The 25,664-nt window shown below is 57.8% G+C and carries 28 protein-coding genes; 6 read left to right on the top strand and 22 right to left on the bottom strand.

Translation table 11 applies throughout. The features are described 5' to 3' along the window. The 3 genes from AC5S3R_RS10270 (at position 1) to AC5S3R_RS10260 (ending at position 1,404) form a co-directional block, all read left to right on the top strand. Complete coding sequence (locus tag AC5S3R_RS10270) at positions 1-990, top strand: carbon-nitrogen hydrolase family protein (protein ID WP_494266944.1); 990 nt, start codon at positions 1-3, stop codon at positions 988-990. Positions 991-1,051: 61 nt separating this feature from the next. Continuing rightward, positions 1,052-1,231, top strand: a complete 180-nt coding sequence (locus AC5S3R_RS10265; protein WP_494266943.1) for a hypothetical protein — start codon at positions 1,052-1,054, stop codon at positions 1,229-1,231. Further along, on the top strand, positions 1,228-1,404 hold the full coding sequence (locus AC5S3R_RS10260; RefSeq protein WP_494266942.1) for a hypothetical protein: 177 nt from the start codon (positions 1,228-1,230) through the stop codon (positions 1,402-1,404). Before AC5S3R_RS10265 ends, AC5S3R_RS10260 begins: the two co-directional genes overlap by 4 nt. Before the next feature lie 42 nt (positions 1,405-1,446). On the opposite strand, the gene AC5S3R_RS10255 is transcribed toward AC5S3R_RS10260, so the two are convergent. Continuing rightward, the gene (locus AC5S3R_RS10255) at positions 1,447-2,112 is read right to left on the bottom strand and encodes a lytic transglycosylase domain-containing protein (RefSeq protein WP_494266941.1); all 666 of its coding nucleotides are present in this window, start codon (positions 2,110-2,112) and stop codon (positions 1,447-1,449) included. Beyond that, on the bottom strand, positions 2,109-2,999 hold the full coding sequence (locus AC5S3R_RS10250) for an HAD family hydrolase (protein ID WP_494266940.1): 891 nt from the start codon (positions 2,997-2,999) through the stop codon (positions 2,109-2,111). Before AC5S3R_RS10250 ends, AC5S3R_RS10255 begins: the two co-directional genes overlap by 4 nt. 72 nt (positions 3,000-3,071) lie before the next feature. Here AC5S3R_RS10250 and AC5S3R_RS10245 point away from each other — a divergent pair, with 72 nt between their 5' ends. Next, positions 3,072-3,275, top strand: coding sequence for a hypothetical protein (locus tag AC5S3R_RS10245; RefSeq protein WP_494266939.1), 204 nt, complete (start codon positions 3,072-3,074; stop codon positions 3,273-3,275). Position 3,276: 1 nt separating this feature from the next. Here the strand turns inward: AC5S3R_RS10245 and AC5S3R_RS10240 are convergent, their stop codons facing one another. From AC5S3R_RS10240 to AC5S3R_RS10210, 7 genes are all read right to left on the bottom strand, one after another. Then, entirely contained in the window at positions 3,277-4,509 is a 1,233-nt protein-coding gene (locus tag AC5S3R_RS10240; RefSeq protein WP_494266938.1) for an FtsX-like permease family protein, read from the bottom strand. Between the two features lie 8 nt (positions 4,510-4,517). Further along, positions 4,518-6,659, bottom strand: a complete 2,142-nt coding sequence (locus AC5S3R_RS10235) for an NHL repeat-containing protein (protein ID WP_494266937.1) — start codon at positions 6,657-6,659, stop codon at positions 4,518-4,520. Between the two features lie 118 nt (positions 6,660-6,777). After that, positions 6,778-7,332, bottom strand: coding sequence for a flavin reductase family protein (locus AC5S3R_RS10230; protein ID WP_494266936.1), 555 nt, complete (start codon positions 7,330-7,332; stop codon positions 6,778-6,780). Positions 7,333-7,350: 18 nt separating this feature from the next. Beyond that, positions 7,351-7,905 carry a flavin reductase family protein gene (locus AC5S3R_RS10225; protein WP_494266935.1) on the bottom strand — a complete coding sequence of 185 codons (555 nt, stop codon included), beginning with the start codon at positions 7,903-7,905 and terminating at the stop codon, positions 7,351-7,353. 87 nt (positions 7,906-7,992) lie between these two features. Continuing rightward, positions 7,993-8,370 carry an RNA-binding S4 domain-containing protein gene (locus tag AC5S3R_RS10220; RefSeq protein WP_494266934.1) on the bottom strand — a complete coding sequence of 126 codons (378 nt, stop codon included), beginning with the start codon at positions 8,368-8,370 and terminating at the stop codon, positions 7,993-7,995. Between the two features lie 75 nt (positions 8,371-8,445). After that, the gene (locus tag AC5S3R_RS10215; RefSeq protein ID WP_494266933.1) at positions 8,446-9,456 is read right to left on the bottom strand and encodes an NAD(P)-dependent alcohol dehydrogenase; all 1,011 of its coding nucleotides are present in this window, start codon (positions 9,454-9,456) and stop codon (positions 8,446-8,448) included. Positions 9,457-9,609: 153 nt separating this feature from the next. Continuing rightward, positions 9,610-11,394, bottom strand: coding sequence for a SpoIVB peptidase S55 (locus tag AC5S3R_RS10210; protein WP_494266932.1), 1,785 nt, complete (start codon positions 11,392-11,394; stop codon positions 9,610-9,612). Positions 11,395-11,523: 129 nt separating this feature from the next. On the opposite strand from AC5S3R_RS10210, the gene AC5S3R_RS10205 reads away from it, so the two are divergent. Next, positions 11,524-12,726 (top strand): VWA domain-containing protein, encoded by a 1,203-nt coding sequence (locus tag AC5S3R_RS10205; RefSeq protein ID WP_494266931.1) that lies wholly within the window; start codon positions 11,524-11,526, stop codon positions 12,724-12,726. Between the two features lie 419 nt (positions 12,727-13,145). Here AC5S3R_RS10205 and AC5S3R_RS10200 read toward each other — a convergent pair whose 3' ends face one another. Beyond that, on the bottom strand, positions 13,146-13,418 hold the full coding sequence (locus tag AC5S3R_RS10200; protein ID WP_494266930.1) for a hypothetical protein: 273 nt from the start codon (positions 13,416-13,418) through the stop codon (positions 13,146-13,148). A gap of 345 nt (positions 13,419-13,763) precedes the next feature. On the opposite strand from AC5S3R_RS10200, the gene AC5S3R_RS10195 reads away from it, so the two are divergent. Then, positions 13,764-14,132, top strand: coding sequence for a HesB/IscA family protein (locus AC5S3R_RS10195; protein ID WP_494266929.1), 369 nt, complete (start codon positions 13,764-13,766; stop codon positions 14,130-14,132). An 81-nt stretch (positions 14,133-14,213) separates the two neighbouring features. On the opposite strand, the gene AC5S3R_RS10190 is transcribed toward AC5S3R_RS10195, so the two are convergent. The 12 genes from AC5S3R_RS10190 to AC5S3R_RS10135 form a co-directional block, all read right to left on the bottom strand. Further along, positions 14,214-15,176: a type II secretion system protein gene (locus tag AC5S3R_RS10190; RefSeq protein WP_494266928.1), complete on the bottom strand. Its 963-nt coding sequence runs from the start codon at positions 15,174-15,176 to the stop codon at positions 14,214-14,216. Next, on the bottom strand, positions 15,176-15,790 hold the full coding sequence (locus AC5S3R_RS10185) for a hypothetical protein (RefSeq protein WP_494266927.1): 615 nt from the start codon (positions 15,788-15,790) through the stop codon (positions 15,176-15,178). Before AC5S3R_RS10185 ends, AC5S3R_RS10190 begins: the two co-directional genes overlap by 1 nt. After that, positions 15,787-16,458, bottom strand: a complete 672-nt coding sequence (locus AC5S3R_RS10180) for a hypothetical protein (protein ID WP_494266926.1) — start codon at positions 16,456-16,458, stop codon at positions 15,787-15,789. Before AC5S3R_RS10180 ends, AC5S3R_RS10185 begins: the two co-directional genes overlap by 4 nt. Then, entirely contained in the window at positions 16,455-17,192 is a 738-nt protein-coding gene (locus AC5S3R_RS10175; protein ID WP_494266925.1) for a fimbrial assembly protein, read from the bottom strand. Before AC5S3R_RS10175 ends, AC5S3R_RS10180 begins: the two co-directional genes overlap by 4 nt. After that, a complete protein-coding gene (locus AC5S3R_RS10170; protein ID WP_494266924.1) occupies positions 17,192-18,109 on the bottom strand; it encodes a type IV pilus biogenesis protein PilM in 918 nt (305 codons plus the stop codon). Before AC5S3R_RS10170 ends, AC5S3R_RS10175 begins: the two co-directional genes overlap by 1 nt. Continuing rightward, positions 18,109-19,752 (bottom strand): GspE/PulE family protein, encoded by a 1,644-nt coding sequence (locus tag AC5S3R_RS10165; protein ID WP_494266923.1) that lies wholly within the window; start codon positions 19,750-19,752, stop codon positions 18,109-18,111. The genes AC5S3R_RS10170 and AC5S3R_RS10165 overlap by 1 nt, the downstream gene beginning before the upstream one ends. Before the next feature lies 1 nt (position 19,753). Continuing rightward, the gene (locus tag AC5S3R_RS10160) at positions 19,754-20,953 is read right to left on the bottom strand and encodes a type II secretion system F family protein (RefSeq protein ID WP_494266922.1); all 1,200 of its coding nucleotides are present in this window, start codon (positions 20,951-20,953) and stop codon (positions 19,754-19,756) included. A 127-nt stretch (positions 20,954-21,080) separates the two neighbouring features. After that, positions 21,081-21,485: a type II toxin-antitoxin system VapC family toxin gene (locus AC5S3R_RS10155; RefSeq protein WP_494266921.1), complete on the bottom strand. Its 405-nt coding sequence runs from the start codon at positions 21,483-21,485 to the stop codon at positions 21,081-21,083. Between the two features lie 2 nt (positions 21,486-21,487). After that, positions 21,488-21,760, bottom strand: a complete 273-nt coding sequence (locus AC5S3R_RS10150; RefSeq protein WP_494266920.1) for a type II toxin-antitoxin system Phd/YefM family antitoxin — start codon at positions 21,758-21,760, stop codon at positions 21,488-21,490. A gap of 48 nt (positions 21,761-21,808) precedes the next feature. Beyond that, positions 21,809-22,483, bottom strand: a complete 675-nt coding sequence (locus tag AC5S3R_RS10145; protein ID WP_494266919.1) for a riboflavin synthase — start codon at positions 22,481-22,483, stop codon at positions 21,809-21,811. 9 nt (positions 22,484-22,492) lie between these two features. Then, positions 22,493-23,647 carry a bifunctional diaminohydroxyphosphoribosylaminopyrimidine deaminase/5-amino-6-(5-phosphoribosylamino)uracil reductase RibD gene (ribD, locus tag AC5S3R_RS10140; RefSeq protein WP_494266918.1) on the bottom strand — a complete coding sequence of 385 codons (1,155 nt, stop codon included), beginning with the start codon at positions 23,645-23,647 and terminating at the stop codon, positions 22,493-22,495. Positions 23,648-24,726: 1,079 nt separating this feature from the next. Further along, a complete protein-coding gene (locus AC5S3R_RS10135) occupies positions 24,727-25,494 on the bottom strand; it encodes a VOC family protein (protein ID WP_494266917.1) in 768 nt (255 codons plus the stop codon). Positions 25,495-25,664: the final 170 nt, after the last annotated feature.

The raw sequence follows: 25,664 nt of genomic DNA, 5'->3' as shown, positions 1-25,664 counted from the left end.
ATGGCAATGCAGCGTGTAGCTGTCGTTCAGGCAGGTTCCAGCCTCTTCAGCACAGCGGAAACACTGGAGCGCATGAAGGCGCACTGCGAAGAGGCCGTTTCCGATGGCACGGAACTGGTCGTTTTTCCGGAGGCTTACATCGGCGGCTATCCCAAAGGGCTTGATTTTGGTGCCCGCGTCGGTTCCCGCAGCGCTGCTGGGCGCGACGATTTTCTCCGCTACTGGAATGCCGCAATTGAAGTCCCCGGCCCGGAGACCACCCGCATTGGCTCCTTTGCCGCTCGCATGAAAGCGCATCTGGTTGTTGGCGTAATTGAGCGCGGCGGTGGAACGCTCTACTGCACGGCGCTCTTTTTCAGCCCCACGGGAGAACTGCTGGGCAAGCATCGCAAACTGGTCCCCACGGCCAGCGAACGCATCATCTGGGGGCAGGGCGACGGTTCCACGCTGCCTGTCTTCAACACTCCCATCGGCAAAATCGGCGCGGCCATCTGCTGGGAAAACTACATGCCCAGCTTGCGCCAAAGCTATTACGCCAAAGGCATCCAGCTCTGGTGTGCGCCCACGGTGGACGACCGCGATATCTGGCAGTCCTCCATGCGCCACATCGCCTACGAGGGGCGCACTTTCGTTCTGAGCGCCTGCCAGTATCTCACTCGCGCCGATGCACCAGAGGCGTATGACTGCATCCAGGGAAACGATGCCGGGACGGTCTTGATTCGCGGAGGCAGCATTATTATCAGCCCGCTAGGCGAAGTGCTCGCCGGTCCCATCTACGGCAGGGAAGCCATTTTGACGGCAGACATTGACCTCGCCGATACCATTCGCGGCAAGTACGACCTAGACGTGACCGGCCACTACGCCCGCCCGGATATCTTCCGCCTGCAAGTGAATGAAACAGCGCAACATGCAGTGGCGCACGGAGCAGACACACCCGTGCAAGAGAAGGCGTTTGCCACCCTCCCGGAGCCGCTTCCGGCCCAGACATGAAACTCACCGCAGGAATTGCATATCTCTTTGCCGCACTCTGAGCATACTGATAGGTGAGGTCATGAAAAAGATGACAAGCATTGCGAACTTTGTCAGCGAGAGCTTCATCTGGGCTGTCGGCATTACCCGCCCGCGCCCCGGCAAGGAGCGGCTTGCTACGCTCTATATCACTCTCATGCTGGCAGGAATTCTGGTTGTAGCAGCCTGTATTTTCCTGCTGTTAGTGGGGCACATTCGATGAACACGAATCTGGTTTTTGACATAGTCGTGACGGCTTTTGCCATCAGTCACATCATCACAATGGCGTTGATTACAACTTGGTTTGGCCTGAAGAAGCCAAAGAGCTGGGCAGAGGCGCGCCACAACTTTATGCGTGAGTACAACTGGCTACGTTCCCGTTGGAAGGAAAGCTAGCGCCAGCCGCAGATTAGCGGCAGTAGTTCAGGCCTCCTGCCGCTACTGGCCGCCGCGTTGTGTAAGGCGATTGTGCACGCGGCGGTTAAACTCCCGAATCACCCGCGCCACATACACCCGCGTCTCGTGATACGGCGGAATGCCGTGATACCTGTCCACCGCCGCAGGTCCCGCGTTGTAAGCCGCCAGCGCCAGCGGCAAATCATCGTGATAACGCGTCAGCAACGCATCCAGGTACGCCGCTCCGCCGCGCACATTCTGCTCCGGCTGGTAGCTGTCCGATACGCCGAGGTCGTTTGCGGTCTTCGGCATCAGTTGCATCAGGCCTTGCGCTCCAGCACGGCTTCGGGCCTTGGGATTTCCGCCACTCTCCGCCTGCACCACGCTTGCCAGCAGAGCCAGGTCAATGTTGTGTACATGCCCCGCATCGGCCATTGCCTCATGCCAATCCCCGGAAGCGGGCGGGGTTGTTGCAGCCGTCTTTACGTCAGCCGCAGGAACTATATCCGGCACTGTTTCAAATCCGGCAACCTCTGCAGGAGCCAGTTCGATGTAGTTCTTTTCACCGGCCTCGGTGTAGAGCCGCATCTTGCCGTCCACTAGCGCATGATGATGGCAGTTCATCAGGAAGCCATTGGCCAGTGTTACGCGCTCGGCGGCAAAGGCGGGCGCGGCCATTGTCAGCATCAGCGCAAGCGCCCGCTTCATCGCGCCTCCGCTGCCTGCTGCGCCTGCCGAGCCACAATCCGCTCCAGCACTTGCGCTACGCCATCTTCGTCATTCGGCGGAGCCTGCTTCCATCCACGCATCTTGGCCATCGTGCGCAACTCCCCTGCGGCATTGCCCATCATCACGCCCTGCCCGGCCCACTCTAGCATGTCCACATCGTTCCAGTTGTCGCCAATGGCCATGGTTTCAAGCTGTCCTACGCCAAGCCGCTCCGCAAGCCGTTCGAGCGCCCATCCTTTGGAGACGCCAAGAGGCAGCAGGTCCACAATCGACAAATCCCGCGCCGGATACTCGGTGCGCTGTACCTCGCAGTCCGTGATCCACTTGCTCTCGCGCAGCGCCTTCTCGGCCTGCCGCATGCGGTCAATTGTGCCGCAGACCATTCCCTGGATCGGGTCGTTCCCATCCGGCAGCGCATCTTCAAGCGGCTTCACCTCGCGAATCGACTGCCGATTCTGCTCTACCCACAGTGAGATGCGCCCATGCGCCTGCTCAAAATTCTCCAGCACCAGCTCGCCCGGCCCCGTTTTGTCGAAGGTAAACACCACCGCGCCAAATCCTCGCAGCAGCCCGCATAATCCGCGAGCCGCACGCGCAGGCATGTGGCAGCGGTCCATCGCTTCGCCGCCCAGCGTACGCGTCACTGCACCATTCGACGTAATCAGAGGCATATCCGCTCGCAGACTCAGCCCCTCCAGCAGCGGAGTAACATAGGCCTGCCGCCTCCCGGTCGCAATCGCAACCGTAATTCCCGCCGCCTGCGCGGTTTTGAGCGCCTGCGCAGTTCTCGGGTTGATTTTTTGAGCAAAGCTCGGCAGCAGCGTGCCGTCCACGTCAATCGCCACAAGGCGAACAGGAAGGTGCATACCTCCAGTGTAACCAGCGGCAGGGCTGCGCGCGTGATTCGTGCGTTAATCCGGATTTGTTAAGCTGGGGTTATGGAGCGCCTTTGCACCCAATGCCACGCTGTAGTGGCCGAAGAGACTGTCACAGACTGGTGCCCGGCCTGTGGCGGAGCCCTGGTTGAGCGCGCCACAAACCCTGAGCTATCCCCTACCGCAGCAGCCAAGCCGGAAGTAGACCACCGCGGCATTGTTCTGCCGCGCCGTCATGCCCTTGGCGGCATCATCACGCCTCAGTAAGCTACTCGTACCGCAGCGCTTCTGCCGGCAAAATCTTCGCCGCCGCCTGCGAGGGATAGAGCGTAGCCAGCAGAGAAATCCCAATCGCCACCACAGCCACCACCACGCCATCCAGCGCTCGCGGCGCAAACGGCAGATGGTCGATCGAGTAGACCTCCGCCGAAAGCCCAATCGGGTAATGCGCCCCGGCCCACGCACCCACGTAGCCCAGCACCAGCCCAATCGCCGTGCCTATCACGGAAATCAGCAGCCCCTGCATCAGGAAGATTCGCCGCACCTGCCCCGGCTCCACGCCAAAGCTCATCAGCACGGCAATATCGCGTGTCTTCTCCATCACCATCATCGTGAGCGCAATCAAAATATTCAGCGCTGCCACAATCACAATCAGCGCAATCACGATAAACGTGACGTACTGCTCCAGCTTCAACGCCCGGAAGAGCTCGCGGTTCTGCTCCATCCAGTTTGTTGTCATAAAGCCGCGGCCAGCCGCCTGCTCAATAGCCTTGCCCACTTCCGGCGCATGGTTCAGATCATCAATCTTGAAGCTGATGACGCTCAGCAAGTCCGGTTCCGCATAGAGCCGCTGCGCGTCGGCAAGCCGCACATAACCCCACGCCGAATCGTACTGATAAAACCCTGTGTGATACGTTCCCACAAGTTTGAAATGCACATACTTCGGCAGCATTCCAAACGGGCTCAGCCCCCCTTGCGGACTCACCAGCATCACCGTATCGCCAACAGAAACACCAACGGAATCGGCCAGCTCTTTTCCCAACACAATTGGCGGAACAGTATCAACCTCACTTGTCGGCTCAAGTACCGCAAGCGCGCCCGGCGTAGCCTTATCCAGCATCTTGCTTACGGTGCGCTCATCTTTCGGCACAATGCCTTCCACCAAGGCAAAGCCAGCGCGTGCCCCGTGCGCCACCATCACCTGCTCGTCCAGTTCTCCCGCAGCAGCCTTCACATGCGGCACTGTCTTCAGCTTTTCCAGCAGCGGCTGCCAGTTGCGAATACCGTCGCCTTCCACGCGCATCAACTGCACATGCGCGCTGGTATCCACAAGCCTGTCCTGCAGGTCGCGCCGCATGCCGTTGGTGATTGCCAGCGCAAGAATCAGCGCCGCCACGCCCGCCGCCACGCCCGCCACGGAGATAGCCGTAACCACGCCCACAACGGCTTGCCTCCGCCGGGCCTTCAGGTATCGAGCCGCAATAAAAAGTTCAAAACGCATGAATATATCTACTTCGTCGTGAAGACGGTTTTTGACGCGCCAACATTGTCATGCCGGTCGTAAGCGCGAACCGTCAGCAGGTGCTCGCCAGGCTTCAGATTTGCGGAAGCCGGAATCGTAATCTCGTAGTGCTCACGCTTCGAGTCAGACAATCCACCCACCGGCTCAATGTACTGCCACGGTCCCGCATCTACGGAGTACTCCGCCTTTTCAATCGGAGAAATCGCATCCTCCGCGTCCAGGCGGAAGCTCAGCCCATTCACGGTAAGCCCGGAGACAACCGGCGGCGTAGTATCCAGCTCGAACCGCTCGCTGATTTTTTCGCTGCTCAAGGCCTCACCCGGCGTATGGGAAGGGGAGTCCGAAGCCACAATCTTCAGCTCATATCCGCCATCTGGCAGCAGAGTCTGGTCAAAGCTGTACGCCTTCTCGGTAATGCCATCCTTCAGCAGCCGCCATGTTTTTTCGCCATCGCCGCGGAGATAAAGCGAGTAAGTCAGATCATCGCCATTGTCATCATGCGCAGCCCATCGTGCCGTTACAGATGTTTTATCCTTCGTCGCATTCAGCGGCCCGTTCGAGGAGCCATCATACGTCACCGTAACGCCCGAACTCGCGGAAGGGAAGCTGATGTTCACTGTCTGGCTGCTGGAGCTCTGGCTCTGCGGCGACCACCGCGCTCCCGGAACAACCACCAGATCCTCGATAGCTGGAGCAGCATTTACCGGCAGGTAATTTACGCCTATGCCGCCCAGCACGCCGCCATTTGCCAGCACAGCCTTCCACTGCAAATAACGCCCCGCCGGAGAAGCAACCGAGCCGTTGTTCAGCGCAGTCCACTCGCTCCACCCACGCACTGGCTGCTCCACATTCCCACTGCGAGTCAGAATTGTGTATCCAGCCGAGCCCGGATCAATCTCCACGCGACCAAAGCGCGCCATCGCACCGGTATCCAGTACGTCGCTCAGGTACTCGTGCTTGTCTGTCGTGCCAAGCGCAATCACCTTGCCCGTATTTCCCGTGCCAATTACAGTTGCGCCACTGGTGGCCGCCAGCGCCAGACCCTGCTGTGCTTCGAGATGCGCAATATCCGCGTAGCTCTCGTCCGCACGAATCTTAAAGACGCGTCCGCGGTTGCCGCTCAACGCCAGCAAGCCATCGCTCTGTGCGGCAAGCGCATAAACCACCTCATCCTTGCCGATCCAGATTTTACGCGGTGCCTGTCCTTCGCTCAGCGCATGAATCTCCGAGCCTTCGGGAAGGGAAGCGCTCGCGTTGGCCGCAGAAACAGAGCCCGGCTGCACAATCGTGATTGTTACCGTGCCTGTTCCCTGCACAGGTAGCGCAGGCAGCGGATTGTGGCTCTTATCGCCCACGCTGGCCGCATAGATTGTGCCGTTCGTGCCTACTGCAACCGCAGTAATCTCGCGGCGCGGAGCTTCAAACAGTACATAGCCTTTTCCACTGGCATCAATGCGATATACCAGCCCCGAACCGTCTGAGCCGGCAATCAGGTTCCCCTTCGCATCCCACGCCAGCGAGCGGATATGAGCCTCATCGCTCTTGAAAAACTCCTCTGCCTGCGCGCCGGCTTTCGTCACATCCACGCGCCACACCGCGCCCGGTCCGCCCGTCGCAATGTACAGCCGCCCGGCGCTGTCGAAGGTCATGTCCCATATGTACCGGGCTCCGTCCTTCGCCGCGCTGTTCTTGCCTGCCTTTTCCAGGTCGAAGACTACCGTTGCCGAGCTTTCATCCTGCTTCGTCGTCGCTGCCGGATTCAGCTTGTAAACCTTTCCGCTCGGCATTACCGCGGCATACAGGGAACCATCCGGCCCCACGCGCACTACCTGCACGGCCAAATCCTTAGCCTCAAATAGCGTGAAAGGCTTTTCGTCCTTCGTATGCCCCAGCCGCAGCACCGTTGCAGGCGAACCGGTCGCGGCATACGTCGTACCAGACTTATCTACGGCCACCGACCACACAAAGGTGGAAGGAGTAGTCAGCAGTTCATGAACGCCGGGAGCTTCGCGCAACTTGCCGTCGCTCTCAATGGCCACCCCCGCCGGTGAGCCTTTCTCAAACTCATCGGCGCGCGACTGCGTCCACAAATGCGTTCCCTGCGCAACCGCAGGCATACCTGCCGCCAAAGCAGCGCTCATTACAGTGGGGAACAGGAAGGTTCGGCAGCGAAAAATCCGGTAAAAATCACGCATCATGCTGCCGTTGAGTCTACTAGACGCAGCGACTTAGCGGCCAGCGCCCGCCTCAGTCCTGAAACATCTTCCACTTCACCATGCGCTCCTGCAGATTCAGAATCCGCCCATCCACAGAAAAAGTCCCATCGCCGCGATGATGAAAGATCCGCTGCTCTTTGCGCCCCGGCTCTGCATGCGCTTCCACAGCTTCCAGAATAAACAGGCTGTAGTCCTTCACAAGTCGCGTATCGGCCACTTTGCATTCAATGTTGGCAAGGCACTCCTTCACCAGAGGAGCTTTTACTCGCTCTCCCGCGGCCTGCGTCAGCCGGAAGCGCTCGAACTTGTCCACATCGCTGCCTGAGCAGTTCCCGATATCGACAACCTTTTCCGCCAAATCCACGCCCGGCACGGCCAGCACGCATTCCCCAGTTTCGCGCAACGCTTTGTAGCTATGATCCCAAGGCCCAAGAATGCAGCCAATCAGCGGCGGCGGACCATGCTGAACCATCATGTGAAAACCAATGGTCATCACATTGGCTTGGCCTTCGTGAAAGGTAGTCACCAGCAAAACCGGCCCCGGCTCAATCAACCGATAGACATGGCCAAGCGGAAATTTTTGCATTCGCAATTCCTCAGCCGCTTAGATGGACCGCTTCCACCACTTGTGCATGCGCTTGTGCAGGTCAATCACCTTGCCGTCCATCACAAACGTTCCGTCGCCGGAGTGATGAAAGGTTCGCTGTTCTCTGCGGTCGGGGTCGATGTGCGCCGCAACCGGTTCCAGTATCCACAGGTTGTATTTCTCCACAATGGACGTATCCACAACCTTGCATTCGATATTGGCAAGGCATTCCGCAATCAGTGGAGCCTTTACCTTTGTTGCCGGGAGCTTGGTCAGGTTGAATTCGCTGAACTTGTCCATCTTTGCGCCGGAACTATTCCCAATGTCGATGGTCGTCTCAATCAGGTCCACGCCCGGCAGCGCCAGCACGCATTCGCCAGTCTCCTGCAGCGCTTTGAAGCTGTGATCCCACGAACCAATCACGCAGGCAATCAATGTGGGAGACTCATGCTGAATCATCGTATTAAAGCAATGCGTCATCACGTTGGCGTGGCCTTCGTGAAAGGTCGTCAACAACAGAACCGGCCCCGGTTCAATCAGCCGATAGACATTCGCTGTGGGGTAACTTTGCATGGAGGAGTCCTCGCGGTTGCAGAGTGCCGGTGGCGGCGTTTTCTTTCTGCCGTCGGCATTCACATCCTACACAAAAAGCGCGGGTGCTCAATAATCTCCGCGAAAACGATGAATCAGCCGCCTGTCGCGCTTGGAAGGCTTCCGCTCCGACACAGGCATCATAGCCTGCATCGTTTTGCGTGCTTCGGCCTCGCGCGCCCGGCGCTCTTTACTGGCGTCTGTCTCGCGATACAGCCCCTGCGCCACCGAAGCGGGCCCACGCACTTCGCTTATCGCAAGCACTTCCAGTTCAAACTCGCCGCCCTCGTTTTTTACCCAAAGCATGTCGCCGGTGCGAACCTCCCGCGCCGGTTTTACCTCGATATGGTTAATCCGAATCCGTCCCAGTTCACAAGCCTTCGATGCCAGCGCCCGAGTCTTAAAGAACCGCGCAGCCCAAAGCCACTTATCAATCCGAACACTCATCCCCAGACCTTAAAACATTTCTTACTTAAAACAAAAGGGCCGCACAAGCGGCCCCTCGTCCTTCGTCACTCGTTCCTAATTCGCCAGCACTGCCCGGTAGCGAACCTTGAACTTCTTCACCTTCTCAATTGCCTCGTTCGCTTTTTTCATCGGGAAGGCCTCAACCTGGGCCTTCACGCCATGCCGCGCAGCCACATCCAGCATCTCGCGAATCCGCGCCGGGCTACCAATCGGGCTGCCTGCAACGGCCTTCTGTCCGCCGATAAGCGAAGACACATGCCCCAGTGAAATTATGCCCGGCGTCACGCCTACAAATACCAGCGTCCCGGTCGGTCGCAGCGCCTGGATGTAGATGTTCCAGTCCTGATCCGCATTCGCGGTATTCAGAATCAAATCAAATTTGCCCGCAACTTCCTTCAGCGCCCGCGTCTCTCGCGTATTCACAAAGTGATGAGCGCCGAGTGCCCGCGCTTCCTTCTCTTTTTCCGCGGAAGTAGAAAACGCCGTTACATCCGCGCCAAAGGCCTTCGCAAACTGGATGGCCATGTGCCCCAGCCCTCCAATGCCGATTACGCCCACTCGCGATGCCGGGCTCACCTTGTATTCGCGCAGCGGATTGTAGACCGTAACGCCGCCACACAACAGCGGGGCCGCATCCTCACTCACCAGCGCCTCAGGAATCGGCACGACGAACCGCGCATTGGCCCGCACGCGGTCAGCATATCCGCCGTGGCGGCCAACGCAGGTGCCTTCCATCTTCGCGCAAAGATTTTCTTTCCCCTGGATGCACCACTCGCACTCGCCGCACGAGTTCGATTGCCATCCCAGCCCCACGCGCTCTCCAACTTTGAGCGAGCTTACATGCGAGCCAACTGTCTTTACGGAGCCGATAATCTCATGCCCAGGAATAAACGGGTACGTGCTCACGCCCCAGTCGTTTGAAATTAAATGCAAATCACTATGACAAATACCGCAGTGTGTAATTGCAATTTCCACATCGTGAGCGCCAAGCTCGCCCGGCTCATAGTGGAAAGGCAGAAGTTCGGCGCCGGCTGCATGCGCTGCTAATCCGTGAATCTGTGCCATGATGACGCGTATCCTCGCAGGAGTGCCTGATACAGACGAAAAAATACAGTCTGAAAGAACCCGAAAGTTCGGTTAAAGACGAAACAAATATGTCCTAGTTTACCGCGCCCGGCATTTCCTGTCCGGCACCCCTGTTGAATTCACATATCTGTATCAATTCGCTTCAATCTGCAGTGTAAGTATCTGAAAGCCCGTCAGCAGGCCGCCGGCTTGCGCATCTGCGGCAACCACGGCGCTCTCGCCATTCAGTGAGGCTTCCTGCCCCGCGCGCAGCGTCTCCAGCGCATTCGCCATCGAAAGCGGCAGGCTCGCAAGCGTCTGCCCGGAAACTCCCGCCTGCGTCTCAGGCGTCAGCAGGCTCACATAAATGCGGTCTGCCGCATGCTGGCTTTTTGCCACTGCAAGAACGGCATCAACACTGTCCGGTTTGGCAAAAAGCTTCGGAGGATTCAGCGTTCTATCCAGCGTTCCCGCATCGCTTACCAGCACGCGCACCGAGCCGGGTTGTAGCCTTCCCGGCAGCGTCACTGGAATCCGCACATTCCGCTCTGGCTGCTGATAGGGCCGCACCGTCGCTTCAATCATCACCGTATCGCCCGCATGCGCAATGTTATTGGAAACCACGCGCGCGGAAGACAGCTCAATCGCTACGCGCCGCGGAATCACCTCAACATCCAGATTCAAACTCCGCACCGCTTCCTGCCGCGTACTGTTCGCATAGAACTGGTTAAAGTCCATCGCAGCACCCAGCGCAGCCATCAGCGGAGCAGGCTGCCCATCTCCACCACTCGCCCACGCATCAATCGGAGCCTCTACCGGATCGCCTCCAGCCACGCCACCCATCGAAATCTTTCCCGTCACGTGATAGCTCGTGTCCGCGGAGTTGGCATTCGACTGCAGCAACGAGTTGTACAGCGAAACCAGCACAGCCTGCCCCGAGAGCGAGCTCTGGTCCAGCACCTCAAAATTCACCGCACGAGTATTCGCGCCATCATGAATATTCACGTGTACCGGAATCATCTTTGCCTTCGCGCCAAAGACGCCCTTAATCGCCGCATCGCGGTCTTCCGTAAACGCGCCAATCTCCGCGCCTGTATTCACAATCTTGAAGGCGTTTAGCGGAGAAGGCAGCGTTGCTACAACCTCCGTTGCCGTCATCGGCACGCTGATTGCACCCAACTGCTGAATCGGATGCCCACAAGCCAGCAATTGCTTCGGGTCCACATAAGTAACCGTGCACGTCGCCGCAATTTCCACATCGCCGCGCACCAGCTCCAGGCTTACCGCCGACCCCGGAACAATGCTGCGAATCGCCGCATCCTCATCGGCGACAGAAGAAGCACCCCCGCTCATTCCACCAGCCGACACCACATCGAGCCCGGTGCCCTTCATCCGGTCCTGCCACAGCCGCACGGCTTCCGGAGCAAAACCGCTCATGACCAGCGGCGTCTCCATAGCCTGAACCGTCGTTTCGCTAGAAAGAGGCTGCGAAGCCGCAAGACTCGCATCTCCTAATTTCGAGGGCAAATCCCGAACCTCCAGCATCTGCGCAATCGGAGTAATCCCCGCAATCGGCTCCTTGCTGAACTGCCCAATTCGATAGGAAAGCGAGCCCAGCAGCCGGTCGCCAATATACACCGGGCTGCCGCTCATTCCAGCCACCACGCCCGTATATTCCGGCTTGGTGCCATGCAGCCGCGCCAGAATCAGGTCATGCCCCGGCCCACGCCCGCCCTTCAGCACACCCAGGATTTCCACGTCCATCGGCTCGGGTTTCGTGCCCTCAAAAACCGTCCAGGCCGTGCCGGTTAGACCGCGCTTTACCTCGCTCAGCGGAAAGAAGCCTTTGCTGGCCGGCGGTCCATCCGGAACTGCATTTTGCGCGCCAGCCACCATCCTCGCAGCCAGTACTGCCGCCACCGCTGCCCGAAAAATCATGCCCATAACACCCATTCTCACGTCTATAACTGTAAACCGGCCCCGCAGTTCAGGGACGAACGGGCGTTAAGGTTTTGTCCCTGTTCCGTTGTCCCTTGTCCCCTGTATTCTGTTGCCACTGAGGCTCCTATGCGTATTCGACGTACCAATTCCGATCTTTGGTCCCATCTCCGGCTGCTTGCATTTGTTTTTCTGGCCGCCTCGCTGACTTTTGCCCAGACGCCCACGCAGCAGCAGACACCCCAGAAGCCGCAGCAGCAACAGCCCGACCAGTCCGCGCCCGACTCCGGCGGTCCCACCGGCGACACAGGCCCCATGGCCATGCCGAAGAAGAAGGATGTCCCCGCCGACGCCGCTCCGCCGCCCGCTCCCGCCGCGCCCAAGGTCACCAATCCCGCTGGCCTCGATATCCCATCTATCCGCATCAACGTGCCGGAAGTGACAGTGGATGTAGGCGTCGTTCTCGAAAAGACGCACCAGTTCGTTCCCGGTCTCAAGCCGCAGAACTTCAAAGTCTACGAAGACGGCGTCGAGCAGAAAGTTGTCGGCTTCAAACGCGTCGAAGCCCCCATCACCGCTCTCATGCTCTGCGAGTTCTCGTCCACGGTCTGGCCCTTCATTTACGACATGCGCAACGCCGCATGGGCCTTCGCGCAGCAGCTCCGGCCGCAGGACTACGTTGCCCTCATGACTTTCGATTTGCGCACGCAGATTGTCACCGATTTTACGCAGGACAAGCGCCAGCTTCTAGAAGCCATCAACATGCTGCGCATCCCCGGCTTCCAGGAGCGCAATCTCTTCGACGCCCTCTACGAAGCGGAAGACCGCCTCAGCCGCATCGACGGCCAGAAATACATCATCGTCATCGCCTCAGGCCGCGATACGCTCTCCAAACTCACCTTCGACAAGATTCTGCAGAAGGTAAAGAACACGCCGAACATCACCATCTTCACCGTCTCCACCGGCGGCGGCATGCGTGCCATGACAGAGGGGATGGGCGGCATGCGTGGCTCCATGCGCGACATGGATTACCTGCAGGCCGATAACGAGATGAAGACCTTCGCCAAGGTCACCGGCGGCAACAGCTACTTCCCGCGCTTCACTGGGGAGATGCCCGACATCTTTGAAGACATCAACAAGAACATCCGGTCGAAGTACGAGCTTGTCTATCATCCCACCAACCCCAAGCAGGACGGCACATGGCGCAAGCTTCGTGTCGAATTGGTGGATGATGAAGGGCATCCATTGCAGTTTCAGGATGAAAAGCACAAACCGCTTAAGTACGATGTGCTGGCCCGCGACGGCTACCGCGCCAAGCCGGAAGTGGAGTAGGAGCAGCAATCCCGGCACGGCGCGCTGTTTTATCCGAGCTGTAGGAATAAAAAACGGCCCGATTCTCATCAACAGAATCGGGCCGTTGTCTTTTTCCGGCGTACTTATGGATAAGACTGAAGTTAGGTTGACCACTTAAGGTAACCACATGGATTAACTCTAAAGTTAACATATGATTTACGTAATAACTTAATAAAAAAATCAAATATTTAAAAAATGAAACCCTTGTAGCGGAAACAAATTTGCGAAGTAAGGGAATAGGGAACCGGCAGGTGTCGCAGCGCTTTACGGACTAAAACTCTCTATTCCACCACCCAGAGACAGGCGGCGCGCAACAGCCTTATCCAATTTCACAGCACCACATCTCGCGATATGGCCCTGCCAGTTTCCCCGGATAGATCTCCCCGAGGGGGGAGTTCCTATTGGAACTGATGAATGAATTCCACGATGTAATAGCCAATCACAAAGACGGTAGCAGCCGTAGCTGCCCACAATGCAACGCGTTCAACCGGCTCTACTTTCTGCACTCTGGCCACAATTGCGGCGTTCGCAGTCTTCATGTGGTCAAACGAGTCATCGAGGAAGATCTGGTCATCTTCATCGCGTTCCAGCCGGGATTTGTAAAAATGAACCCCGGCGACAATCAGGGCTAATACTCCCCAAACAATCCACATCACGGGAGCGAAAGACATAAACACCTCCATACGAAACAGCGGCGTAAGGTCCCAGATGCCGGCGGGTCCGTGTGAACGGGAACTGGGCGCGGGCTCGGGGTAGAGGGGCCTTTCGGGAAGGAATAATACTCCAATTCCCACATCGCGCAACAGTGACGCAGCTCACCGTTGTTTATAAGGTGCAAAGTCTGTTCGTTTGTCTCAAATATTGCGCGGAAGTCATGCAAAATCAATGCGGGAAAACTAGGAATCCTCCTGCCCACAGTTGCATCGAATAAACAGCCGGACCAAATCGGTCTTGTTTCTAAGGCAGAGGCCCGGTAACATAGGATTCAAGTAGAAATCAGCAGCACTGGAGAAGTTATGGCCACTATCGCCGTTGTACCCGAACAGGAAGTCAAGAAAGCGCCTCTATCTCTCACCCCCTCGGCCGTTGCCAAGGTTCGTGAAATCATGGCCACCCAGGATCCTCTGCCTGCCGGCCTGCGCATTGGCGTTGTAGGCGGCGGATGTTCTGGTTTCCAGTATTCAATGGCTTTTGAGAATCAGAGCGGCATGATGGACAAGGTTTTCAGCTTTGAAGATCTCAAGGTTTTCGTCGATGCCACCTCGCTCATGTACCTCAACGGCTGCACCGTTGATTATGTCGAGACTCTCGAAGCCGCTGGCTTCAAGTTCGACAACCCGCAGGTCAAGTCCACCTGCGGCTGCGGCTCCTCCTTCTCCGTCTAAGCACCGCGCTGCTTGAATTTCAAAAGGCCCACTCCTCTGAGGAGTGGGCCTTAGTATTTGCAAACACGCATTGTTCCCTGACTATTGTGGAGAAGGAGGCGCTGTACCCGATTCACCGGCTCCACCACCTGGAGGCGGGGGCGTCGGATTTGGATTCCCCGTTGGATTCGTCGGGTTGGTAGTACTGGTCGGTGTGCCAATCCCGCTAGCCGGCTGCCCGCCAATCGTGGAGCTGCCGCTTCCGCCGGGAATTGTCTGCATCTCGCTCAGCGGGCTGTAAAGAAACTCCCACTCGTTATAGTGGTTCATCTTTTTATAGACAATCAGCGACTGCCTCGGGCTCATTGGTGCAACGCCAATCACGCCACCACCTCCAAAGGTCTGCCCGTTCTGCCCGCCGAGTCCGCTGCTGCTGTTGCCGCTGGAATCCGTTCCACTCGTAGTCCCGGTTCCAGTTGGACTGCTGCCAAAGCCGCCCGTGGATGAGCCAAACGTAGAAGAGCCTCCGAAAGAACTCCCCGAAGAAGAGCCGCCAAATGTACTTCCGGAAGAGGAGCTTCCAAAAGTGCTCCCCGCGCTGGACGAGGAGCCGTTGTCGAGCCCGTTGCCGCCACTTGGCCCGGTTCCGGCAACCACGTTGCCGCCTGTTCCGCCTAGCGGCTGGCCAAAGAAGCCCATCGCCAACGGCGTTTTATTTTGCCCAAAGAAGATCGGCTTCCAGTCATCCTTGCCAGTCGTCGGATCAATGTACCGCTTGCGCAGAAAGCGAATTTCCTGCGTTTTCACCAGTGCTTCGAGGTTCGGCGGATACGCATGGAACCGCTTATAGTAAAGCTGAATTGCGCGGGTGTACTGCTTGCCGCGGTGCATTGTCTCCAGGTCGCGGTCGCGCTGAATCTCTTTCGCTACGCGCGGAGCGGCCACAGCCAGCGCAATGACGAAGAGAGCAAGCAGGATAATCGCTCCAAGAAGGATGTAGCCTTCTTCGCCCGGCTTTACGGGGCGGAGCTTTTTCCTGCCGCGAATTAGAGTTGTGCGAAACATTATTGCTGGTTGCTGATTGGAAGTGTTTGCGTGTTGTTGTACGAGAGATCCGTAATCTGCACGCTGCCCGGAGAAATCATGCCCACCTTGTAGCGATGGTCCACAACCTCACCCGTATGCGCCATAAAGATATCGTCGCCATGCACAAGGAAGGCGCGTATCGACTTGTCCTTCGTCTGCGAGTAGCCAAAGTACTTCAGCTCAATTGGCGGCGGGGGCGGCGGCCCTTGTGGAACAGAAGGCAGGTTGTTCTTCGCCACTTCACGCGCTGCCTTTACTGGCTTGGGAATATCAACAGGCTCGGAGTTCGCAGAAAAAATATTCCGTCCGCCGCCTGCATACTCCACATCTTCACTCGCCGCCAGCTTGTCCAGGTGCAGCGATACATCCGTAATGTCACTGGTCGTGATGCGCTGCGCGGCTGGTGCAGCAGCAGAGGCCGTTACACGCGCAGGCGTGGCGCTTCTCGCTGTAGTCACAGCCGGAGCAGGCCGCGGTGGTTGGGATGGCGTAGCAAATATGCCCCAGAGCTCCCAGATGGCCAGCGGCACAATGACAACCAGCAGTCCGCCGAGGATCATGACTTTGCGTTTATCTTCCGCGCCGATTTTCATTCTTTCTGACCCTCCTTTCCGCTGGCGTTCTGTGCTGCGCTACTCGCTTCAGGAGCAGCATCCAGGCTTTCTTCACTCGGCAGTCCCTTCGGAACATCCGCGGGCCGCAGCCATGTGGACACACGCAACCGCAAATTCACCTGCCCGCCCTGCTGGCTCGTCAGAGCCATTGCGCGAATCACAAAGAAGTTCTTATCGCGCTCAAGCCCATTGATGAATCGCATGATCTGCGGATAATCGCCGCTGATACCTGCATCCAACTCAATCTCAGTCAGGTCGTTGCCCGCCCCGGTAATCGTCTTACCCTGCGTGTATTGCAACCGCGAAAGATGGACCCCGGACTTTACCTGCAAATCATCAATGCGCGATTCAATCGCCGAGTAGTTCGCCGGAATCCGCTTCGAATAAAAGTCTTGAATCTCATCCCGTGTTACTGCAACGCGCTTGTCGAGTCCGCGCAGAGGTGCAGTCTGTATTTCAAGCAGCTTCAATTCAGACTGCTTGCTTGCCAACGCATCAGCAGAGCGGTCACTCGTTGCTGCCCAATCGATAAAGAAACGAGTGCCAAGCACAACCGCCAGCACTGCCAGCACACCGCAGCCGGCGAAGTGCCACGTCAGCGGAGAAGCCAGCCGTTCCCGCCAAACAGAAGGAGTAGCCGTACTCATTGCGCACCTCCCGCATGCGGTTTCTGCGGCCCGGTATAAGGAGGCCGCTGCGTGCCGGGACTGACATGAAAGGGTGCTGGTGCTTCCGCAACAGGCTTGCTCACGTCGATTTTCTTCGCCGCCGCCTTGCGCTCCGCAGGTGTTGCCGGATTGTAGTCTGCCAGCAAGTCAAAGTTCACGCGATTGGAATCGCTCACAGGCTCCAGGCGCTGATTCGGTCCGTTGCCTGTATCTGCAGTCTCATTCACAATGCGCGGCTGCAGAAAGCGGTGTGAGTGCTCAAGATTCTGAATCAGCGCCACGGAGCGGTCACGCGGCCCTTGCACGCGCAAGTGCAGCGTGATGGTTCCGGTCTTGTCGCGCACCGGCTCAAGGCTCACAACCTGCACGCTGGGCGGAAGAACGGTCTCAAGGTCCTTCATTGCCAGCGTCCACGAGAAGGACTTTTCATCAAAGAGACGATTCAGAGCCTGTGCCTGCGTAAGAACCTTCGCATTCTGCGGCTGTTGAAGCTGCTGCTGGTAGCCCTGCCGCTCCGTATTGAGCTTTGCCAGTGCGCCATCCAGCGAGTGCGCCCGCGCGCGTGCAGCCTCAGCTTTGGTATGTACCAGGTGCATGCCAAGCCAGAAGAGAAGCGACAACGCAGCAAGCACGCCCATGGCAATGCGCAGCCGCTTGAGTGCAGGAGCAATGTCCGCGAAGGGGCGTGTCGCAAGATTAATGGTTATACGCATCAGGCAGCCCCCGCCAATGCACCGGCAACTCCGGCAAACCCAACCGGACCATGCGTTGTAACCGAGCCTGTTGCAGGCATGGGAGCAATTTCCGTAACCGGCAACTGCGTGTGCGCAACAGCCTGCATAAAGTCAGCCGCCGCAGCGGTACCCGCGTAATGCAATTGCGTGGGAGGCGTGCTCAAACGGTCCTCAAAATACGCCGCCGCGACGGCTACTCCGCGCTGTACTTCGGACAGTCGTTCCGACGGTTCCGCAGGCAGTTCAATGGTGCGGTAGAGCAGCAGATCGTTGCCGCGCGTGACGGACGTGGTGAGAGAAATATCGTTGAGGTTCGCAGTCAGCAATGGCTCAGCCGTATCGAGCGCACCCAGCGAAGCAAGCGCGGAGGGAAGCACTGCTCCCGGTTCATAGCCTGCAGCGCGAACGGCGCTTTCATACTCGGCCAGAATTGCGGAAGGCATGATAGTCGCGAGCACCCTCACACTATCCCGCTGCTGCGAGAGTATCTGATAGCTGACGGCTGATTGTTCCACATCAAAGGGAACCACGCGGCGCAAGCGGAAGCGCAAAACGGGCAGCGCTTCGGCAGCCTTCGTGGGAAGTGTGTCAAAGTCCAGCACAAAGACGCGTGCCGAAGTGTCAGGCACCACGACGGAGACGCTACGCGTGCGTGGAGCAACCTGGTCGAGCGCAGAGCGCAGCGCCGAGGCAACAGCTTCAGGAGCACGCAGGTTTGCTTCGGTAATTCCGGGAACCAGTGCACCCGCAGGCAGCACAGCGTAAGCAAGTACCGGAGCCGCACCTGCCCCAGAAAGAGACGCCGCCAGCACGCCTTCCGGCGCTAACTCCACGGCAGCGGGAGGACGGCGGCCAGAGGGCGCGGTCTGCAGCTTGATTTTGTCCAGTATCGACACTATCGCGATGCCTCGATGAAGGTAACTTTGTTGATTTCTTTCAGTGTAGTGAGTCCGCCTCGCACTCGCTCAATTGCGGATTCACGCAGGAAGGCCATGCCTTCTTTCTGCGCAAGCTTACGCACTTCGCTTGTGGGCTTCTTGTCCAGAATCATTTCGCGAATGGGGTCGGTCAGGTCGAGCAGTTCGTGAATTGCGGTACGTCCGCGATACCCCGTGCCGCCGCATTCAATGCAGCCTAAGCCCTCGCGGAAATCAAAGCCGCGCCATTCGGCCAGATCGAGGCCTGAGGCTTCCAGAGTTTCGTCGTCATAGTGAACAGTGCGCACGCAGTGTTCGCAAACCGTGCGGACAAGTCGCTGCGCAAGAATGCAGTTGAGTGCGGAGACAAAGTTGTAAGCCTCCACACCCATGTTGAGAAAGCGTCCCAGCACATCCAGAACGTTATTCGCGTGAACAGTAGTAAAAACAAGGTGTCCTGTGAGCGCGGAGTTAATCGCAATCTGCGCCGTCTCCTGGTCGCGGATTTCGCCGACGAGAATCTTGTCCGGGTCGTGACGCAGAATCGAGCGCAGTCCACGCGCAAAGGTCAGCCCCTTTTTCTCGTTGACCGGAATCTGCGTGATGCCACGAATCTGGTATTCCACCGGATCTTCAATCGTAATGATCTTGTCTTCGTCGCTCTTGATCTCATTCAGCGCGGCGTAAAGCGTCGTCGTCTTGCCGGAGCCGGTAGGCCCGGTCACAAGCACCATGCCGTAAGGCTCGCGAATGTAATGCCGGAAACGCCTCAGATCATTTTCCGCAAAGCCCACCACATCCAGCGTAAGGTTGCGGAACTTCTCGCTCATGGATTCTTTATCGAGCACGCGAAGCACGGCATTTTCGCCATGAACCGTCGGCATGATGGAAACACGGAAGTCGATGAGGCGTCCCTTGTAGCGCACGCGGAAGCGACCGTCCTGCGGAACGCGTCGCTCGGCAATGTCCAGCTCGGACATAATCTTGATACGCGAAAGAATCGTTGAGTGGTGCTCGCGTGCAATTGGAGCCATGGCCATTTGCAATACGCCGTCAATACGGTATTTCACGATAACGGAATCATCCTGCGTCTCGATGTGAATATCCGAAGCGCGCCGCTCAAGAGCGGTGAAGATTGTCGTATCAACAAGCCGAATGATGGGGCTGATGTCTTCTTCGCGCGTTAGCTTCTCAATCGAGATGTTTTCGTCCGAGTTGTCTTCCCCATCCAACACGTCGAAGGTGAGTCCTTCGCTGGCTTCATCCAGCACGCGCTGCGACTGCTCCGTCTTCTTCAGCAGGTCTGTAATCTGTGAGAGCGTCGCAACGCGGGCAATGATGCGCTGCCCAAGCAGCCCTGCAATCTCGTCGAGTACCATGAGCTGTGAAGGATCGGAAACAGCAATCACCAGTGTGCTGTTCTGCTGCTCAATGGGCACAAAGTTGTAGCGGAACATCAGCTCCACGGGTACCGTGCGCAGAAGGTCGTGCTGAATCTTGAAGTTCTTGAGATCGACAAACTCTGCGTGGTAGCGTGCGGCAAGCTGCTCGGCGTAGGAGTGCTCATCTCCGCCGTTGAACGGTGTGGTGAGAGGCGTAGGAAGTACAGTTGCGTTCGCCATATTATTGCCCCGTTGTTCCTGAGCCCATGGAGAAGATGGGCAGGTAGAGAGAGATGAGGATGAAGACTACCACCACGCTCATGACAATGAGGATGGCCGGTTCAATTAGCGCGAGCGCAGCAGTGAGAGCGGTGGAAACATCTTCCTCGAAAAATTCCGCAACAGAGTTAAGCATTGCGGGCAGCGCGCCGGTCTGCTCGCCAACGGCAATCATCTCCGTGGAGAGGCCGGGGAAAACCTTGGTAGACATGAGCGAATCTGCAAGGCTCTTGCCTTCGCGAACAGTTTCAATGGACGAGAAGACACCCTTCGCCACGCGGCGCGAAGAAATTGAACGGGCCGCGGTCTCCAGCGAAGGTACGAGCGGCAGGCCGCCGGTGAGCAGCGTGGAGAGAGTGCGCGAGAAAAGCGCAACCTGGTACTTGAGCCAGATGGGGCCAAGGACAGGCAGACGAACGCGCAGGCCATCGATAACGTCGCGGCCACGCTCTCCAGAAGCCAGCCGCCACAATCCAAACGCGAGTGCAAGGATGGCAAGCGCAATCCAGAGAAAGTTGTGCTGCATCCATGTGCCGAAGCCGAGAAGATAAGTAGTAATCGGCGGCAGCTTGTTTCCAAGCTGGCTATAGAGTTCGGCAAACTCCGGAATAACGACGGTAAAGAGAAACACCATCACCGCTCCCACAAGCACCAGCAGCACGCAGGGATAAATCAGCGAGGCAACAAGCTTTTTGCGGAATGACAGCGTGACGCGCTGAAAGCTGACATAGCGTTCGAGCACTTCCTGCAGATTGCCGGAGCGCTCACCCGCCAGTAGCGTCGTCGTGTACATCGGCGGAAAGCCGGATTGCGCCTCAAAGGCTGCTGACAGCGATTCGCCGGTTTTCACGCGGCCTGCCACGTCAGAGAGTTGCCCGGCGAACTGGCGGTTCTTCTGAATCTTGCCCAGCATTTCCAGCGAGCCAAGAATCGGCAGGCCAGCGCGAATGAGCGTGAGGAACTGCTGATTAAAGATGAGGAAGGGCTCCAGCTTGACCTTGCTTTTGCCAAAGCCGATGCCGCCGCTCCGCGATTTGACGGAGAAGACGTGATAGCCCGCGTGGGTGAAACGCGCGCGCAGCTCCTCGGCGGTAGCGGCGGTCTGCACCTGCTCCTGAACGCGGCCACGCTCATCTGCCAGCTTGATGACGAACTCTGCCATAATTGCCGCTGCCGGCGCCCGGATTTTATCCGGCAATGCGCTCGGCGTTGTCTGTAGCTTTCTCCACTTTCAAGGGTAACAGCGCCTGTTGGTCAATAGACGCGGTGCAGGGCAGTTGCGTTTGCTTTTAAACCAGAAGCGGAATCCCCGCGGCTGTGGCTGCTGTCTGCAGTGCTTTGTCCAGCGTGGCAATGGGAATCCCCTCACGCTTTGCCAGGGCGAGATAGGCAGCGTCGTAAACAGTTAGTCCGAAACTACGAGCAAGAACGAGCACTTCGGCATTGTCGAACACGGTGTGTATCGTGATGTCGAAATTCTGCAGACCTTCGAGAAATCGTACGGAAGCTGGTGGCGAAATGCGCTTGCGCCTCTCATTGACGACGAAAATATTTCGTACCTCATACCACCATATGCCCGGAACAAATGCATATTCACCGTTCCGAAGCGCCTGCAGCGCTGCCTCTGCTACGGGGTGAGATTCACCGGGCAACGCCCACGTGACCGTAATTGAGGCGTCGAGAACAAAGGGCACGGTTAGCGGCGTCCCTCGTCTCGAGCAGACAGGAGTTCCTCGATTGAAACCGGCTTGGTGTGCTTGCGAACTTCAAGAATTGCCTGATACGCGTGCTCAAATCGTGCACGGCGCTCCTGTTCGGTCTCTTGAACAGGCTCAATGCGGGCGATTGTGCGGCCGTGGCGCGTAACTAAAACGCTCTGCCCTCGCTCAACTTCATCGAGGATGCGCAGAAAATGCGTCTTGGCTTCTGAAGCCTGCATGGTTCGGGTTGTGGTTTCCAGAGTCTGCATGAAATTGACCAGTCAAACGACCAGTCGCAGTTTAGCACAGATCAGGGTTCAGTACCCGTTGGCAACCAGCCAGCTTTCCGTCAGGTCGAATTCCGTTTTTTGCTCCTCGGACTGGCGGGCAACGGCCATTTTGATGAGCACGTCGGCTTCGAGATTGACGGGTGCGCCGGCCTTGAGCGCGTGCAGGTTTGTCCGCCAGTAGGTCAGCGGCAGAATGGCGACTCGAATGGTGTCATCCTCCACGGCGGCGATAGTCAGGCTGATGCCTTCAATCGCAATGGAGCCTTTGGGAATCATGTACGGGCGCAGGCTCTCGGGAACCTTGACCTTGAGCGTCCAGTCGGTAGTGCGCTCGTCGAAATCCGGGCTTTGCCTGTCGTTGACCGGCTCCAGAACGGTCAGGGTGCCAGTGCCGTCCACGTGCCCCTGCACAATGTGGCCGCCAAGTGGCGAGCCAGCGGCAACGGGCAACTCCAGGTTGAGTTTTGCGCCGGGGTTGAGCTCGCCGAGCGAGGTTTTATCCAGCGTTTCCTGGGCGAGGTCGGCGTAAAAGTACTTGGGATTTACGTCGAGCGCGGTGAGGCAGACGCCGGAGACGCCGAGGGAGTCGCCTTCGCGGAGGCGGGCGGCCAGTTCTGGTGCCTCTACGGTGATGCGCTGGATGCTGCCGTGCGTTTCCACGCCTACAAGGGTGCCGGTTTGTTCGATGATTCCGGTGAACATAGTTCTAGTTTACTGCTGATTCGGCTCAGGCCACGGGTTGCGGAGAAGGGAGAGGAGGCCGAGGTCGTTGCCGTAGCGCTCGACTTCCACGTTAGGCAGGGTGGCCGGGCTGATGAGGCTCTTAAAGGCCGGAATGGCGTCGGAGCCCATGATCTGGGGGCTGACGAAAATGTGTAAGCGGTCTACAAGATTGGCGGCGAGGAGCGCGGTGTTGAGACGGGTTCCGGTCTCGGTGATAAGGCTCAGGATTCCTTCGGCTCCCAGCTTGTCTAGGACTGTTTCAAGCGGGACTCGGCCAGCCTCGGAGTACAGAACTTCGACGCGAAGACCGCGGTTGCGCAGTTCGGAGATGCGGCTTTCGTCTGTGGAAATCGTGTAAAGCAGTACATCATTTTGCGCGGTATTAACTAGTTTTGAATCCAATGGGATACGAAGCGCAGAATCAAGGATTACTCGAAGGAGCGGGCGGCGGCGCGGCAAGCCGTTTTGAGCTGGCCCACTGCGGTCGGTCATCAGCGGGTTGTCGGCGATGACGGTATCGACCCCGGTGAGGACGGCGTCGGCCTGGTGGCGCAGCGTCTGCACATGGGCGCGGGAGGCTTCGCTGGTAATCCAGAATGGGGTGCCGGGCAAGTGCTTGCCGGGGGGCGGGGCGATGCGGCCATCGAGAGTCATGGCCACTTTCATCAGCACGAAAGGGTGGCGGGTCTGACTCCAGCGGGCGAACGGCTCGTTGAGGCGGCGGGCTTCCCGTTGGCACACACCCAGAACGGTTTCTATACCTGCGGCCCGGAGGCGTTCCATGCCATGGCCGGAGACGTGCGGGTTCGGGTCGGCGGTGGCGGCTACAACTCGCTTGATGCCGGCGGCGATGAGGGCTTCTGTGCAGGGGCCGGTGCGTCCGGTGTGGTTGCAGGGCTCTAAAGTTACGTATGCAGTTCCGCCTGCAAGTTGTTGAGGATAATTCTGTTGTGCGTCTTTGATGGCGGCAGCTTCGGCGTGGTCGCGGCGGTCGTACTCGTGCCAGCCTTTGCCGATGAGCTGGCCTTCCCGGTTGAGAAGGATGCAGCCAACGGCTGGGTTGGGGGAAGCAAGGGCTGTGCCTCGCTCGGCCAGCTCCAGGGCTTGCTTCATCCATTGAACGTCTTGGTCGGTAGCTATCATGGCGCGCAGATTACAAATGACAGGTTACAGGGTACAGCGTGCGGGGGCGTGCTTGCCCATAGAGTTACAGATTCTGAGGGAGGAGGGTGGGGGACGCTCCTGAGTTGATTGCCGGGGCTGAGGCTTATGCCTGCCTTTTGTGCTGAATGGCTCCCGCGCTATTGCAAACAATGTAAAGCAATGAAAATTAACGAGATCATCAGAAAAACTTGTGTTTATTGATTGGTTAATAGGTTCCTGAAAAGTGGTTACTTTTCCAAAAAAATAAAAATTCTTTCCTTTTTCGGAGGATTGGTCAGGTTCCTATTTCAATGCCCGAAGATGCAGGAGAGGGGCATTGGCCTGGAAGATACGGCTATAGCGCGAAGGTGTAAAGCTGTAAAAGCGTGCCTCAGGGCCTAAAGGCCCAACATATTTTTGCTGGTTTGATTGCCCGGGATAAATCCCCGCCTACCCTTTGTTCCTGATGCGTCCGGTATTGTTGGTTCTCTCGTAGAATGCTTTGAATCAATCGGTTAGGCGCGAAATTTTGTGTTTACTGATTGGCTAATAGGTTTCTGAAAAGTGGTTACTTTGCAGAAAAAATGGCCCGAAAAAACTTTTTTAGGGCGGAATGACGAACGGCCCGATTCCAAAGGAATCGGGCCGTTTTTCTGCTTGATTCTTAGTGTGACACAAAAGGGTTTAATTGAGCGCAAGAGTTATCCACAGATTTGGGATTTATTTTGCATTGCATGCAGCGGCTGCGCGCTTGGCGCGCCACAAGACTTTTGTGACCCTCCCGGTGGTCGGGAATTGGGATTGTGTGGGAGAACCAAGATGGGGGAACTTGCGGTATCGGTATCCCCGATCCCCAATTGCCAGGGACCGGGGCACCCGGCACCCGGCTAAAGCCCGGTGCTTTTTATTGACGCTTTCGGCACGACTGAAGTCGTGCCCTGATACACGGCTCAAGTCTGGCGGTAGTGCTGTCCCACCCTTCTCCACCCCGGCGAGCACAAATCGCTCGCCGGGGGCCCCGATGCGACAGAAAAAGTCGCAAGGGTGGGGCACGGGAGGGGTGTGGAAAAGCTTCGGTGTTATTCCTTATCGCTGACTAGCGCGAAGGCTGCGCCTTGCGGATCCATGCCGTTGATAATCCACGCATTGCCGGGGACCTGCATGGGGCCGTTCGTAACCTTGCCGCCGCCTGCTTCTACGCGCTTGATGGCCGCGCTGATGGAGTCAACGTGGAAGTAGAAATTCCAGCTTGAGACGGGCACTTGCGGAGGCTTGGCCATCATGCCGCCGCTGCCCATCTCCTTGTGGTCGCCCTCGTCGAAAATGCGGTAGATGCCCATGGGGCCCATGTTCATGTCGCTGAGCTTGGTCCAGCCGAAGAGCTTGCTGTAGAAGTCGATTGAGCCGTCGAGGTCGGTGGTGTAGAGCTCATTCCAGCCGACGGTGCCGGGGGCGGGCGGCGCGGGGCGCTCGGGCGTGGGCATGCTGGGGTTGGGAGTGAAGACCACGATGGCCGCGCCCTGCGGGTCGGACATTACGGCGAAACGGAGCATTTCGGGAACGTCCGCGGCGGGCCGCAGGAGCTTGCCGCCTGCTTCCACGATTTTTGGGATGTGGGCATCCACGTCTTCGACGGAGATGTAGCCAACCCAGGCGGTGTGGCTGGGGATGTTCAGCATGCCGGCGATTCCGGCTTCTCCGATGCCGAAGACTGTATACGGCGAGCTGCTGTCACCGGGCACCTCCCGGGTTGTCCAGCCGACAACGTCTGAGTAGAACTTGCCTGCAGCGGCGGTGTCACTGGTCATCAGCTCGTACCAGGTGAATTTTCCTTTTGGCGTAAACATGTTTGAGCCTTCTCCTTTCGGGTTCTGTCAGCGCCACTTAGTTGATGTCAACGTAATTGAGGGTGTCAATAGGGGAAAGGTTAATTTTGGTGGAAGAAGGGGGGATGGAAAGGCAGGGACAAAGGGACAGAGGGACAAGAAACAACGGCAGGTCCTTCGACTCCGCCTGG

The organism is Occallatibacter sp. FHG110214_02 (genome assembly GCF_059115385.1).
Note: the sequence above shows the minus strand (reverse complement) of the source record. Positions and strands in the feature narration are given on the sequence as shown.

Excerpts from the sequence above, each read along its gene's own strand:
- AC5S3R_RS10270 (WP_494266944.1), top strand. The coding sequence starts at position 1 with ATGGCAATGCAGCGTGTAGCTGTCGTTCAGGCAGGTTCCAGCCTCTTC.
- AC5S3R_RS10265 (WP_494266943.1), top strand. The coding sequence starts at position 1,052 with ATGAAAAAGATGACAAGCATTGCGAACTTTGTCAGCGAGAGCTTCATC.
- AC5S3R_RS10260 (WP_494266942.1), top strand. The coding sequence starts at position 1,228 with ATGAACACGAATCTGGTTTTTGACATAGTCGTGACGGCTTTTGCCATC.
- AC5S3R_RS10255 (WP_494266941.1), bottom strand. The coding sequence starts at position 2,112 with ATGAAGCGGGCGCTTGCGCTGATGCTGACAATGGCCGCGCCCGCCTTT.
- AC5S3R_RS10250 (WP_494266940.1), bottom strand. The coding sequence starts at position 2,999 with ATGCACCTTCCTGTTCGCCTTGTGGCGATTGACGTGGACGGCACGCTG.
- AC5S3R_RS10245 (WP_494266939.1), top strand. The coding sequence starts at position 3,072 with ATGGAGCGCCTTTGCACCCAATGCCACGCTGTAGTGGCCGAAGAGACT.
- AC5S3R_RS10240 (WP_494266938.1), bottom strand. The coding sequence starts at position 4,509 with ATGCGTTTTGAACTTTTTATTGCGGCTCGATACCTGAAGGCCCGGCGG.
- AC5S3R_RS10230 (WP_494266936.1), bottom strand. The coding sequence starts at position 7,332 with ATGCAAAAATTTCCGCTTGGCCATGTCTATCGGTTGATTGAGCCGGGG.
- AC5S3R_RS10225 (WP_494266935.1), bottom strand. The coding sequence starts at position 7,905 with ATGCAAAGTTACCCCACAGCGAATGTCTATCGGCTGATTGAACCGGGG.
- AC5S3R_RS10220 (WP_494266934.1), bottom strand. The coding sequence starts at position 8,370 with ATGAGTGTTCGGATTGATAAGTGGCTTTGGGCTGCGCGGTTCTTTAAG.
- AC5S3R_RS10215 (WP_494266933.1), bottom strand. The coding sequence starts at position 9,456 with ATGGCACAGATTCACGGATTAGCAGCGCATGCAGCCGGCGCCGAACTT.
- AC5S3R_RS10210 (WP_494266932.1), bottom strand. The coding sequence starts at position 11,394 with ATGATTTTTCGGGCAGCGGTGGCGGCAGTACTGGCTGCGAGGATGGTG.
- AC5S3R_RS10205 (WP_494266931.1), top strand. The coding sequence starts at position 11,524 with ATGCGTATTCGACGTACCAATTCCGATCTTTGGTCCCATCTCCGGCTG.
- AC5S3R_RS10200 (WP_494266930.1), bottom strand. The coding sequence starts at position 13,418 with ATGTCTTTCGCTCCCGTGATGTGGATTGTTTGGGGAGTATTAGCCCTG.
- AC5S3R_RS10195 (WP_494266929.1), top strand. The coding sequence starts at position 13,764 with ATGGCCACTATCGCCGTTGTACCCGAACAGGAAGTCAAGAAAGCGCCT.
- AC5S3R_RS10190 (WP_494266928.1), bottom strand. The coding sequence starts at position 15,176 with ATGTTTCGCACAACTCTAATTCGCGGCAGGAAAAAGCTCCGCCCCGTA.
- AC5S3R_RS10185 (WP_494266927.1), bottom strand. The coding sequence starts at position 15,790 with ATGAAAATCGGCGCGGAAGATAAACGCAAAGTCATGATCCTCGGCGGA.
- AC5S3R_RS10180 (WP_494266926.1), bottom strand. The coding sequence starts at position 16,458 with ATGAGTACGGCTACTCCTTCTGTTTGGCGGGAACGGCTGGCTTCTCCG.
- AC5S3R_RS10175 (WP_494266925.1), bottom strand. The coding sequence starts at position 17,192 with ATGCGTATAACCATTAATCTTGCGACACGCCCCTTCGCGGACATTGCT.
- AC5S3R_RS10165 (WP_494266923.1), bottom strand. The coding sequence starts at position 19,752 with ATGGCGAACGCAACTGTACTTCCTACGCCTCTCACCACACCGTTCAAC.
- AC5S3R_RS10160 (WP_494266922.1), bottom strand. The coding sequence starts at position 20,953 with ATGGCAGAGTTCGTCATCAAGCTGGCAGATGAGCGTGGCCGCGTTCAG.
- AC5S3R_RS10150 (WP_494266920.1), bottom strand. The coding sequence starts at position 21,760 with ATGCAGACTCTGGAAACCACAACCCGAACCATGCAGGCTTCAGAAGCC.
- AC5S3R_RS10145 (WP_494266919.1), bottom strand. The coding sequence starts at position 22,483 with ATGTTCACCGGAATCATCGAACAAACCGGCACCCTTGTAGGCGTGGAA.
- ribD (WP_494266918.1), bottom strand. The coding sequence starts at position 23,647 with ATGATAGCTACCGACCAAGACGTTCAATGGATGAAGCAAGCCCTGGAG.
- AC5S3R_RS10135 (WP_494266917.1), bottom strand. The coding sequence starts at position 25,494 with ATGTTTACGCCAAAAGGAAAATTCACCTGGTACGAGCTGATGACCAGT.